The sequence below is a fragment of the Pseudomonas sp. SST3 genome, from assembly GCF_003325755.1.
In genome coordinates this window covers 19,653-31,986 of record NZ_QORI02000020.1, presented here as the reverse complement: position 1 = coordinate 31,986, position 12,334 = coordinate 19,653, and the positions used below count along the sequence as shown (strand labels likewise).

The 12,334-nt window shown below is 60.5% G+C and carries 11 protein-coding genes and 1 pseudogene; 4 read left to right on the top strand and 8 right to left on the bottom strand.

Going from position 1 to position 12,334, the window contains the following annotated elements; translation table 11 throughout:
• Positions 1-79 precede the first annotated feature (79 nt).
• Both yedA and DQ405_RS18190 read left to right on the top strand, forming a co-directional pair.
• A pseudogene (gene yedA, locus DQ405_RS18195) lies at positions 80-983 on the top strand (drug/metabolite exporter YedA).
• 162 nt (positions 984-1,145) lie between these two features.
• Complete coding sequence (locus DQ405_RS18190) at positions 1,146-2,333, top strand: MFS transporter (RefSeq protein WP_168425491.1); 1,188 nt, start codon at positions 1,146-1,148, stop codon at positions 2,331-2,333.
• Positions 2,334-2,367: 34 nt separating this feature from the next.
• Here DQ405_RS18190 and DQ405_RS18185 read toward each other — a convergent pair whose 3' ends face one another.
• From DQ405_RS18185 to DQ405_RS18160, 6 genes are all read right to left on the bottom strand, one after another.
• A complete protein-coding gene (locus DQ405_RS18185; RefSeq protein ID WP_168425490.1) occupies positions 2,368-2,868 on the bottom strand; it encodes a MarR family winged helix-turn-helix transcriptional regulator in 501 nt (166 codons plus the stop codon).
• Positions 2,869-2,918: 50 nt separating this feature from the next.
• Entirely contained in the window at positions 2,919-4,058 is a 1,140-nt protein-coding gene (aliB, locus tag DQ405_RS18180) for a cyclohexanecarboxyl-CoA dehydrogenase (RefSeq protein WP_168425489.1), read from the bottom strand.
• 58 nt (positions 4,059-4,116) lie between these two features.
• Positions 4,117-4,899 (bottom strand): enoyl-CoA hydratase-related protein, encoded by a 783-nt coding sequence (locus DQ405_RS18175; protein WP_168425488.1) that lies wholly within the window; start codon positions 4,897-4,899, stop codon positions 4,117-4,119.
• Positions 4,900-4,912: 13 nt separating this feature from the next.
• Positions 4,913-5,680 (bottom strand): SDR family NAD(P)-dependent oxidoreductase, encoded by a 768-nt coding sequence (locus DQ405_RS18170; RefSeq protein ID WP_168425487.1) that lies wholly within the window; start codon positions 5,678-5,680, stop codon positions 4,913-4,915.
• Positions 5,681-5,715: 35 nt separating this feature from the next.
• Positions 5,716-7,383: an AMP-binding protein gene (locus tag DQ405_RS18165; protein ID WP_168425486.1), complete on the bottom strand. Its 1,668-nt coding sequence runs from the start codon at positions 7,381-7,383 to the stop codon at positions 5,716-5,718.
• 536 nt (positions 7,384-7,919) lie between these two features.
• On the bottom strand, positions 7,920-8,090 hold the full coding sequence (locus tag DQ405_RS18160) for a hypothetical protein (protein ID WP_168425485.1): 171 nt from the start codon (positions 8,088-8,090) through the stop codon (positions 7,920-7,922).
• 410 nt (positions 8,091-8,500) lie between these two features.
• Between DQ405_RS18160 and DQ405_RS28635 the strand changes: the two genes are divergently transcribed.
• Both DQ405_RS28635 and DQ405_RS18150 read left to right on the top strand, forming a co-directional pair.
• Positions 8,501-8,812: a general stress protein gene (locus DQ405_RS28635; RefSeq protein WP_168425484.1), complete on the top strand. Its 312-nt coding sequence runs from the start codon at positions 8,501-8,503 to the stop codon at positions 8,810-8,812.
• A gap of 368 nt (positions 8,813-9,180) precedes the next feature.
• A complete protein-coding gene (locus tag DQ405_RS18150) occupies positions 9,181-9,780 on the top strand; it encodes an exopolysaccharide biosynthesis protein (protein ID WP_168425483.1) in 600 nt (199 codons plus the stop codon).
• 29 nt (positions 9,781-9,809) lie between these two features.
• On the opposite strand, the gene DQ405_RS18145 is transcribed toward DQ405_RS18150, so the two are convergent.
• Both DQ405_RS18145 and DQ405_RS18140 read right to left on the bottom strand, forming a co-directional pair.
• Positions 9,810-11,096: a sodium:proton antiporter gene (locus DQ405_RS18145; RefSeq protein WP_342030428.1), complete on the bottom strand. Its 1,287-nt coding sequence runs from the start codon at positions 11,094-11,096 to the stop codon at positions 9,810-9,812.
• A 46-nt stretch (positions 11,097-11,142) separates the two neighbouring features.
• Complete coding sequence (locus DQ405_RS18140) at positions 11,143-12,225, bottom strand: DUF1615 domain-containing protein (RefSeq protein ID WP_174824694.1); 1,083 nt, start codon at positions 12,223-12,225, stop codon at positions 11,143-11,145.
• Positions 12,226-12,334: the final 109 nt, after the last annotated feature.

The following is a 12,334-nucleotide window of genomic DNA, read 5'->3' as shown; positions in this document are numbered from 1 at the left end:
CAAATTCCTGACTGTGCTTATCGTTCCACTCATCGGCTGTCTAGAATCACTGATTCATCGTCCCGTTCGGGCTTGTCTCATGCCTTCGCGCTTCCCGCTCCTCCTCGTGGGCGCTTTTCTTGCGCTCTATCTGATCTGGGGCTCAACCTATTTCGTGATCAAGCTGGGGGTGCAGGCCTGGCCCCCAATGCTTCTGGCCGGGCTGCGGTTCGTCATTGCGGGCAGTCTGATGTTCGCGTGGCTGTGCTGGCGCGGTGTGCCGATGCCCACCGCGAAGGAATGGCGGTCGTGTGCGATCGTCGGCTTTCTGCTACTCAGTTGCGGCAATGGTGGTGTGACGATCGCCGAGCATCTCGGCGTGGCGTCGGCGGTGGCCGCGCTGGCAATTGCGACCGTGCCGTTGTTCGCGCTGCTGTTCGGACTGATCTGGAGACAGCGGACCACGGCGCTGGAGTGGGGCGGCATTCTGCTTGGATTGATCGGTATCGGTCTGCTCAATCTCGGTCATAACCTGCAGGCCAGCCCGTTGGGTGCGGTACTGGTATTGCTCGCGGCGGCCAGCTGGGCGTTCGGTTCGATGTGGAGCCGTCATCTCAGCCTGCCAGGTGGCGCCATGGCCAGCGCGGCGCAGATGCTCGTCGGTGGCGCGGTCCTGCTGCTCGGCAGCGCGGCAAGCGGTGAGCGCCTGCAGGAAATGCCGGATCTTGCGGGCTGGCTCGCTCTTGTTTTATCTGACGCTGCTCGGCTCAATCGTCGCCTTCAGTGCCTATCTCTATCTGCTCAAGCACGTTCGACCCGCGGCGGCCACCAGCTACGCTTACGTCAACCCGGTGGTCGCGGTGCTGTTGGGCATCACCTTTGCCGGAGAGCGGATTGGTACCGAAGAGTGGCTGGCAATGACGGTCATCGTATCTGCTGTTGTGCTGATCGGTTTGCCTCAGTGGCGTAGACCAGCTGTTGCGGGCGATGCGGAGCCAGTTTGAATCACCATTCCCTGCCGGCTCCGCTGCGGTTGTATGATGAGTTCTGTTTTGGCAAGATCTCAGAATCGTTCGGGCATGGGCGCATGCTCCTCGTCTTTACCTGAGCTTCGCTGATCCGGCACGCCATCTCATCCGCGTACAGTCACATCCACAGGCGAACCGATGCCCGCTGCCAAAACACCTGCTGCCAACGACACCTTCTTCATCCTTTCGTTGGTGGTGTTCAATTTCATCTCGTTCATCTCCATTGGTATTCCGCTGGCATCGCTGCCTGGCTATATCCATGAAAGTCTGGGTTTCAGCACAGCCATCGCCGGTATCGTTATCGGTGCGCAATACCTGACGACCTTGCTTTGCCGCCCCCTCGCAGGGCGGCTGGCAGATGAGCGGGGCGCGAAAAAAACCGTGTTGATCGGCATGGCGTCCGGCCTGGCCAGCGGGCTGCTACTGCTGATCTCGGCATTGCTTGAATCCTCGCCGATGGCGAGCATCGGTGTAATGCTGGCGAGCCGGTTGATTCTTGGCTTCGCGCAGAGCCTTATCGGCATCTCGGCGATTAGCTGGGGCATCAGTCGGTTGGGCCCGGAAAGCACCGCGCGGATGATTTCCTGGAACGGCGTGGCCGCTTATGGCGGGGTCGGGATTGGCGCCCCGTTGGGCGTTTTCTTGTCGCAATCGCTGGGGTTGTGGAGTCTGGGTGTGGTGACCATGGTGTTGGCTGCGACCGGATTGGCTCTGGCCTGGCGCCGAGGCGACGCGCCGCTCAACCCCGGCGAGCGATTGCCGTTCGGCAAGGTGCTATGGAAGGTCGCTCCGCTTGGCCTCAGCCTGTCACTAGCCACCATCGGCTACGGGACGCTGACCGCTTTTATCGCGCTGTACTACGACGCACGCGGGTGGGACGGCGCTGCCTGGTGCCTGACGGCTTTTGCGTTCGCCTTTATCGGGACACGCTTGCTGCTCCCTAACCTGATCAACCGTGTCGGGGGCTATTCGGTTGCGGTCGTCTGTCTGGTAGTGGAGATACTCGGCCTGACCATGCTTTGGCTTGCCGAGGCGCCGAGCATCGCTTTGGCCGGATCGGCCCTGACCGGGTGCGGGCTGTCCTTGCTGTATCCGGCGCTGGGTGTGGGCGTGGTATCTCGCGTCGGGGCCGTCAACCGTAGCTCGGGACTCAGCGTCTTTGCCATGTTCTTCGATCTGGCGCTGGGGTTGTCCGGCGCGATCATGGGCGCGCTGGCCGTCTATATCGGCATGCAGAGTATCTTCCTCGGCGCAGCGCTGGTGGCGGCGGCTGGTCTTGCGATTGTCTGGACCCTGCTCAAACAGGAGCGCAAGGCCGAAGGTTGATTGGCACAACGCGCACAGTGCCGTTCGGCAGAGGTCATGGCTCGGTGGCGGGCGCCGAGGACGACTCGGCTGGTGCCTCGGTGCGGTCCAGCGCGATGCTGCCAAGGTCGGTCTGCAGCTTGCTCAGATAATGCAGAAAGTTGACGCTGTCGTCGAAACTGAAACCCTTCAAGCCCTGCTCATAGAACTGGTAGATGCGCTGCTGCAGGGCATCCCAGTAGGTACGTCCCTGACCGGTCAGCCTCACCAGTCGCGCACGACCATCGTCAGGATGCGGTACTCGCTCCACATGATGGTCCCGCTCCATACGCTTCAATACACCATCCAGGCTTTGACGGCTGACCACCAGATACTCGGTCAGCTGGTTGAAGGAAATCCCGTCTTCGTAGCCGGGGCGCGAAAGCGCGCCCAGCACGGCCCATTGCACGGTGCTGATGCCCATTTCCTTTTGCACCTGCCGCTGCAACACGTTACCCGTCTGAAACAACCGGAAGAAAAGCCGGTTGGGAATGCTCTTGGTTTCGATCGCAGTCATCTGATTTCCTTGCGGGGTGGCGGTGCGCGGCCGGTCGGCAACCGATACGGTCATCGGGGGATGCACTCGCGGGCGATGATATTTTTCATGATCTGCGCCGTGCCGTCACCAATCTGCAGCCCTAGCACGTCGCGCATGCGCTGCGAGAAGGGCAGGTCTTCGCCCCAGCCGGTATGTCCGTGGGCGAGCATGCATTGCTTGACCACATCGAATGCCAGCTTCGGGCCCCACCATTTGTTCATTGCTGCCTCGGCATTGTGCGGCTGCCCCGAGTCCTTCAGCCAAAGCGCGTAATAGCACTGCAGGCGGGCGGCCTGAACGTAGGTCTGGTATTCGGCGAGCGGGTGGGTCAGGCCCTGAAACGCAGCGAGCTTCTGCCCGAAGGCCTCGCGCTCGGTCAACCACTGCCAGGTTTCATCCAGTGATTGCTGGGCCGTGGCCAGGCACTGGAGACCGATCAGCGCGCGGCTGTAGTCAAACCCCTGCATGACCTGCTTGAAGCCCTGGCCTTCATCACCCAGGCGATGGCTGGCCGGCACCCGGACGTTGTCGAAGAAGATCGAGCCACGGCCGATGCAGCGCTGGCCTGCGTCATCGAAACGAGTGGTGCTGATGCCCGCGAGATCCATAGGGACCAAGAAGGCGCTGATGCCGCTGGCCCGTGACTCCTGGGTTCCGGTGCGGGCGAACACCACCGCCACGTCGGCTTGGTCGGCCATGGAAATTGAAGTTTTTTCGCCGTTGAGGATGTAACAATCACCGCTGCGCTCGGCCTTTAGCCGCAGGTTCGCCGCATCCGAGCCGCCACCGGGTTCGGTCAGCGCAATGCACACCAGCTTGCGCCCGGCGGTGATCTCACCGAGCCATTCCCGTGCCAGTTCGGGTGAGGCGTGCTGGGCGATGATCTGGCCGTTGAGTGAGGCCAGTAACGGGATATAGCCCACATTGAAATCGCCACGAGAGATTTCCTCGATGATGATCCCGGTGGTAACGCAATCGAGGCCGCTACCGCCGAAGGTGTCCGGCAGTTCGCCACCGAGCAGGCCCATTTCGCCCATCTGCTGGATCAAGGGCCGCTCGATGAACCCTTCGCGCTCACGACGGCGGTAGCCGGGCTTGAGCACCTCGGTGCTGAAGCGCGCGACGCTATCGCGAATGGCGCTTTGTTGCTCATTGAAGGCGAAGTTCATCATGTTCTCCAGCCAAAGCCAGTATCGAGGGGGATCATCCGCCCCCTCATGGTCAGGGTCACTTGTAGAACTGGCGGAAGTTCGGTTTGCGCTTTTCCTTGAATGCCGCCGTGCCTTCCTTGGCTTCATCGGTTTCGTAGTACAGGCTAAGAGCCTGCATGCCGAGCCCCCCGATGCCTCCGATGTTGGCGCTGTCGGCGTTGAAGGAACGCTTGGCAATGGAGAGGGCGGTAGGGCTCTTTTCCAGGATTTCGTCGCACCACTTGCTCACTTCCGCATCGAGTTCTTGGTGGGGTACCACGGCATTGACCAAGCCCCAGTCGTACGCCTGTTGGGCGCTGTACTTGCGGCACAGGTACCAGATCTCGCGTGCGCGTTTCTCGCCGATGACCCGACTCAGATAGGCGGTGCCATAGCCTGGGTCGACCGAGCCAACCTTCGGCCCAACCTGGCCGAAAACGGCTGTCTCCGAGGCGATGCTCAAATCGCAGACCACGTGCAACACGTGACCACCGCCAATGGCGAAGCCATTGACCCGCGCGATGACCGGCTTGGGCACTTCGCGAATCAGATTCTGCAGTTCCTCGACCGGCAAGCCGATCAGGCCGCGACCGTCGTACTGGCCTTCATGTGCGCTCTGATCGCCACCGGTACAGAATGCCTTGTCGCCTGCGCCGGTAAGCACGATGACGCCGATGGCCTTGTTCCAGCCGGCCCGGTTGAATGCGTCGAGCAGCTCCATACAGGTCTGGCCGCGGAAGGCGTTGTAGCGCTCGGGACGATTGATGGTAATAGTCGCGACGCCATCGGCTTCGGTGTAGAGGATGTCTTCATAGTTCATGGTGATCTCCTGTTCAGCCGGCCATGGTCAGGCCGCCGGACACGCTGATGACCTGTCCGGTAATGAAATCGGCGTCGTCGCTGGCGAGCAGGCAGACGATCCCGGGATAGTCTTCCGGTTGGCCAAGGCGGCGTTTGGGTACGGCGTTCTTGAAGGCCTCAAGCAGCTTTTCCGGATTGTTCGAGGTCGCTGCCACGCTTTTCAGCAATGCGGTATCGGTGGGGCCGGGACAGACCACGTTGAAGTTGATGTTTTTGCTCGCGAGCTCCCGAGCCAGGGTTTTCGACAGCCCAATCAAGCCGGCTTTGCAGGCGGCATAGACCGCCTCCCCGGAGGAGCCGACACGGGCGGCATCGGACGCAATATTGATCACCTTGCCGCCGCCGGCTTCGAGCATCTTCGGCAGTACCACGTGGTGCATGTTGAGTGCGCCGGTCAGGTTGATGTCGATCAGCTGCTGCCACATGCCAGGCTCGGTCTTCAGGAACGGCATGAAACGATCGAAACCGGCGTTATTGACCAGTACGGTCGGCACACCGAGCTCGCTCTGCACTTTGTCCACCGTCTCGACGATCGCGGCGTAATCGGTGATGTCGGCGGCGAAGGCCATCGCCTTGCCGCCGGTTTCGGCGATGAGGTCGGCGGTCGTCTGCGCGGCCGCCGCGTCACGGTCGAGGACGGCGACACGGCTGCCTTCGGCTGCAAAACGCAGGCACAGGGCACGGCCAATGCCGCCGCCACCGCCGGTAATGATCACGGTTTTTCCAGATAAGCCCTTCATATCGGTTCTCCAGGGAATGCAATTGGACGTGGCGCTCAAGCAGGCTTCGCCGCCGCGAGACTGATGCTCTTGGCCTGTTCACGCAGTTTGAATTTCTGGATCTTTCCCGACGGCGTGCGTGGCAACGCCGGCAGCACTTCGAGGTGTTCGGGCAGGTAGTTGCGGGTCAGCTGCTTTTCGAGCAAGAAGCTGACCACCTCCTGAAGGCTCAGCGATCGATGGCCTTCATGCAGTGTCACGTACGCGCAAAGGCGCTCACCTAGGCGTGCATCGGGGCATCCGACCAGGGCCACCGCCGAAATGGCCGGATGCTTGTAGAGCAGGTTTTCGATTTCCACTACCGGCACGTTCTCGCCGCCGCGGATTACCACGTCCTTGGTGCGGCCGGTGATGCGGATGTAGCCCTGGGCGTCCATGCGCGCCAGGTCACCGGTAGGAAACCAGCCGTGCTCATCCACGTCGTAGAGATCCGGGCGCTTCAGGTAACCGATGAATAAGCTGGCGCCGCGCACCAGGAGATTGCCCTCGGTGCCCTGCGGAACCTCTGCACCGCTCTCATCGACGACGCGTACTTCCATGTGAGGCAAGGCGACGCCGTCGCTGTTGATGGCCCGCTCCGGGTCATCTTCGGGGCGAGTCATGGTCACCGCGCCGTTCTCGGTCATGCCCCAGGCGGATACGATTCGGGCGTTGATCGCGGCACCGGCGCGTTCAACCAGCGCGCCCGGTATCGGCGCGCCAGCGGAAACGAAAATACGCAGCGATGACAGCTCTTCGGGATACTGTGGCGCGATCTCGATCAGATCGGCCAGAAACGGCGTTGATGCCATGGTGAAGGTAGGCCGCTCGGCCTTGGCAACCTGAACGGCGAAGGCCGGGTCCCACGCGTCTTGCAGCACGGCGGCGCTCTTCAGGTATATGGGCATCATCAGGCCGTAGAGGAAGCCGGTCTGATGGGCCATCGGTGAGGCCATGAAGACGATGTCTTTGCTGCCTAGATGCAGCCGCTCGGCATAGGGGCGGATGTTGCTCCAAAGCGTATTGCTGCTGTGCAGGACCCCCTTCGGCTCGCCAGTGGTACCGGAGGTATAGAGCAGCTGTACCACATCGTCCCCGGCAGGTCGCCGTTCATTGAACAGCGCGTCGGTGTCGACTTCCTCTTCCCTGGCACGGTCCAGTAAAACACGTTGGAAGCATCGGCTTTCATCGTTGCTGTCGATCACCAGCACATGGCTGAGTGCTGGCAGCTCAGCACGCAGGCCATCCACCATCGCGGCGTAGTCGAAACCGCGGAACGACTGTGGAACGACCAGCACACGGCTCTGCGCATGGCTGAGCATGAAGCGCAGCTCATGTTCGCGGAATATCGGCATCAACGGATTGAACACCGCGCCTATGCGGACGCAGGCGAGGTGCAGCGCAGTCATCTGCCACCAGTTGGGCAGCTGGCAGGACACAACCTCGCCTTTGTTCACGCCCAATGAAGCCAGGCAGGCCGCCATGCGGCTAACCACCTGATTCAGCTCCAGATAACTGAGGGAGCGTCGCTCGTTCTGATTGACGCGATACGAGATAAGGGCCGGGGAATCGGCCATGCTGGAGACCGCTTGATCCAGATAGTCTGTAATGATCATGTCATTCCATGCGTCGGATTCGATCATGGAGGCGCGGCGCTCGCCTGACACCGTTGCGGTGATGTTCATATGCTCATGCACCTTCTTCGTTTGGTTTACGTTTGTTCTTATAGTCGGCGAAGGAAACGTCAGATCGCTGGATTGAAGATAGGACCCCAGGATTAACTATGTCAATGTCATTACGTTAATTTGCGATGACAGGCTGCGGCTGGCGAGGCATGGCGCCTCGCGCATTGCTCGCGCAGTGAGTAAGGACTGGGTAACGAAGGGTCTGACCGCCATTAGTGGGTGCTACGAAGTCCAACGGCGTGAGCGGACGGGTCGCGTCGTGCCGACGGTAGCCATGAGGGAGGCTTACGAATCCCGGCGCAGATTGCCGGTACTCGGAAGTAGTGCTGAAGATGCGCAGGGAAGCGATCAACTCAGGCATTCGGGGGAGGTCGAACCAGCAGCATGAAACTCGAACGTCGCCTGCTGCACGCGAGTTGCGTCGCCGTGGATAGGAAGAGGGCGGGCAGGATTGATTCAGGCGAGTCCAGTGCCGGGCTCACCGCCACGCCGCTGTGGCAGACTCCGCAGCGGCACAAAGAAAGCCCAGAACACGGTTATCGTGCAGTCGCGCAAATTCCCGGGTCCATCGACGCACGTCTCGCCAGCGCGGCGGCACTGGGCCGGTAGTTGCCCTTGCCTCGTTGCAGCTGCTTCCAGAACTCCAGCGGTTGCTTGGTGCTGAGGTCGGATTGCCTCAACAGATTTTCCAGGGTCTTGCTGCTCATACGGCCTCCAATAGCTCGGTCGAGTGGTTGGTGGTCCCTTGGGGCGCGCATCCCTGCGCTAGCCGTCGCGGCTTTCCATAGAGCTCAGATTGCCTGGGATGAGTTACAGCTTGTTGACAACCAATCCATGCCCCGCCGGGGCGGACGGGCGGTAGACTTTAAACGCTCACGCTAATGCAGGACGTATCTAAGCCTTGCAGTAGTTGAAACTACCGCTTCGTTGCTATTGAACTGCAATCATCCGGTCAGCGTTTATAAAGCGTTGGAAGGTCGCGCTTAAATCAACCGCTCATCGTCAAGTGCGAATAAATTTCGAACCATCTTCTGTATATCGCTTTCGGAGATAGTGAGGCGGTTGTAATGCAGTCGCCATTGTTTCTTAAGTACCACCACGTAACTGGAGAGATCTCATGTCGAATGATAAGAGCGGAAATCCGGGTAACTTTGCAAATGATCGCGAAAAGGCTTCCGAAGCTGGACAGAAGGGCGGCCACAACAGCGGCGGCAATTTTGCCAACGATCCGCAACGCGCATCCGAAGCTGGCCAGAAAGGCGGCCAAAACAGTGGCGGTAACTTTGCCAATGATCGGGAGCGTGCGTCCGAAGCTGGCCAGAAAGGCGGCCAAAATAGCGGTGGCAACTTTGCCAACGACCGCGAGAAGGCTTCCGAAGCCGGTAAGAAGGGCGGCCAGAATAGCCATGGCGGTGGCCGCAGCTCCTGATGAACTAGCATACCGCTAGCTTCGGTAAAGGCGAACTCGAAACCGAGTTCCGCCTTTTTTATATCTGTTCATCTACCGCTTCGAGTTATTTAATGGCTGGGCCTGCTTATTAAAATTCCCTATAGCTTATAGCGCCGCAATATATGCGTAGCTGCTCCCTGTTTCTTTAGGGAATGGACTAAGTGGGCTCGCACTTGGATAAATAAAACTGGCAGCGCGTGCCCAACCTATTGCCAAGTGCATGACACGTTCCGGTTGCTGGGCGATGCGCGAGGAGGAGGGAACGAGCCCAACACTTCGTGTTCCGTTGCGTATGACGCTTCGGAAAATCATTCGAAGGCGGACACTCGCAACGCGGAGGACTCTCAATGGCCGAGGCCAAGCAAGATGAGCAAGTGAGCTTGGAGCAGGTGATCGATGGGATCATCAATCTCGGCAAGGATCAGGACAGGGTTCACGTCAGCGATATGCAGGACAGGCTCGGGCAACGTAGCTTCGGACCCTTTCTGTTCGTTCCGGCGATCATCGAAATAAGCCCCGTTGGCGGTATCCCAGGCGTACCAACGATACTCGCGCTAATCGTTGCGCTATTTGCCATCCAGATGCTGTTCGGGCGCGATCACTTTTGGATTCCGGGCTTCCTCAGCAAGCGCTCGGTCAGCGGTGAGAAGCTCGACAAGGGCCTGAACAAGATTCGACCGGTGATTCGCTGGCTGGACAAGATCAGCCGCACGCGTCTCAACTGGGCCGTCAGCCAGGGGTTTCTTCGCGTGCTCGCAGTGCTATGTGTGTTGCTGGCCACTTCTGTACCGCCACTGGAGCTGTTGCCGTTTGCCAGTACCGCTCCGTTTTCTGCGATCGCGTTGTTCGGCCTTGGCATTACGACCCAGGATGGTCTGCTGATCGTATTCGGCCTGATTATTACGGTCGGCGCCTTTGTGCTGGTCGGCGCGGGCGTGATGGGCTAGCCAGGAGGCGCTCTCTCGCTCGGACGCGGCTACTCTTCCCTTTGCGCGTCCAAATCCGCCGTCCGCGGTGGCGTCGGCCCGGGCCTACGCGCATGAAGGCGCGTCAACGGCGCTGCGCTGACGCCGTGAAGCATGATCGAGGCAAAGATCAATGCGCTCGCCGCATGCCAGAACTGCGGGTCGTGCAGATGGCTATGGGCAAGAGCGGCGTAGTAGATGGCCGCGATGCCAATCGGGCCGAACCAGCCGAGGAAAGCCGCATCATGCTTGTTGAGTTGTTGTCGCCAGGTAGGCGCGAGCATCATCAGAACCGGCAGGCGGCGCAGTAGTAGAACCAGCAGTGCTAGCCAGAACAATGGCCAGCCCAGCGACGTCCACTCGCTCAAAGGCAGCGCGATGCCGAAGATGACGAACATGGGCAACGTGAAGAGCTTGGCGACCGCCTCCTGAGTGTTTTCTTCCTCGTGCTCCTCCTGCCGGTCACTAAACATGTTGAACAGCAAGCCTGCGACGAATACGGCAAGCACACCGTCGGTGTGCAGCAGCTTGGCCAGGCCTAGCGTCAGCAGCGAAAAAGCAACGGAATAACCAAGCAGAGAAGTGCCTGCGACCAAGTCGTGACGTTCGGCGAACGCCAACAGTTTCGCCGCGAAAAAGCCTATGAGCGCACCCAGCAGCGACGCTCCGATCACACCGGTCAGCACTGATTCCAACAGCCAACGAGACACCGCCTGATCCGGCGTATGGCTAATCATCAGGATCGGCAGCATGACGAACACATAGGCGAGTCCGTCATTGCTCCCTGACTCGGCCGACAGCGTGTCGCGCAGCCGCAGGGGCAGGTGTTGTTTGGCAAACTTGCCGGTGACGATGGAGCTGGCAACCACAGGGTCGGTAGGCGTCAGGATTGCGCCCAGCAGCAGGGCGGTCCACAGCGACAGGCCAAGCAACCAGCCGGCCAGCATCGATGAGATCAGCCACATCCCCAGCATGCCCAGCGTGAGCAGGAGGGCGATCGGGCGTATCAAGGCCTTGATCGCCTCTCGCTTGAGCCGCAGCGCCACGCCCATCAGGCCGATCGCCAAGGTTAATCGGGCTGCTTGCTCGAGCACCATATACGGATCACCCCAAAGCGCCAGATCCAACCAGCCCAGCCCGTATGGGCCGACCGCCAGGCCGATCAGCACGGCAATGGACGGTTCCGAAACGGGACTGCCTTGATAAGCGCTGAGAGCAGAGCGATACCGGCCGCGACGCTGCCCATGATGGCGAGCGCAATGTTCAGCTGGGTCATGGCGATCCCGTTTGTTGCCAATCGTCCTATTGCGAGTTGCATCGGTCGGGAATCGTTCCGCCAGTCGCTCAGCTGCGGGCGCGTTTCATGCAGGCCAGGTGCCGGTCGTTGACTCGATTGGCAAACCAGGCGGTGGTCAGGTTGCGCGTAATCTTCGGGCTCTCCAGGCGGATACCAGGAAGCACCGCACGCGGCAGCGGTTTACCCACACGCTTCTCCGCCAGGGCGAACACCTGCTCGTAAAGTCGGGTTTTCTCAAAGCCATGCGTGTCGCCGTGCTCCAGGGCGTTGCGAATCGCCGTTTCACTCATGTCGAGCTTGCTGGCCAGCGAACGTACCGCTCGCTCGGTCTGCCCGGCCTTGCTGCTGCCATGAATGATCAGGTCGCCATCGAGCGCCAGCTTGGTACCGCTGGCCCGCGCCACTGCATTCTGGAAGGCGGCATTGCGGCTGGCGTACCAGCCGGCGTTGAAATCGGCGAAGCGATACAGCGGCTGCGTATAGCTGGCGGGGTAATCCAGCAGATGGGCGATGCCAAAGTACATGCCGCCACGACGAGTAAACACTTCGTCGCGTATCGAGCCCTTGTAGTCAAAGGGATATTCCCAACGGCGGTGTTCGGCGAAGGCGATGCTGACCTGCATTGGCCCGCCGGTCTTGACCGGGTTGAGCGTGCCGAAGAGTTGCTTGCCAAGCGGCATGATGCCGAGAAAGTCATCAAATATTGCGCTCAGTTGCTCTTCAGTGCGCACCGCATTCAGGCGTTCACTATAGGTCCTGCCGTTGGGCGAACGGACATCCAGGGCGGCGTTAACTACGAAACGCGGGACATGCAGCCGGGCGGCACGACGGTAGATTTCTTCCCGTGCGATCTTCGCCAGGCCGGGCACGGGAGGTGTCGCCTGGAACGTGGACTCCTGAACGGTGACCGCGAGCACTGCACAGAGGTTTTCATCGGTCGGTGGAATCTCCAGCGCATCGAACGCGGCGTAGATATCCGTCGCCCAGCCCTTGCGGTCGGGGATATCGGCTGGAATCAGGCTCACGATCTTGCTGCGGACCTCATCGGGACGCGGCGCGGGTGTTTCCGGCTGCTGGCTGCCACAGCCGGCCAGGCTCAGCAGCACGAGCCCGCCGATACCGGCCAGCATGCGATGCAAGAGCGGCGTGGCAACGGCCTGCCGCGGCAATGCCGTCGGTGAGGTGGAGCCGGCCGAAGCCTGCGGTTGATAGAAATGAAAAGCCATGCCGCCTCGTTCG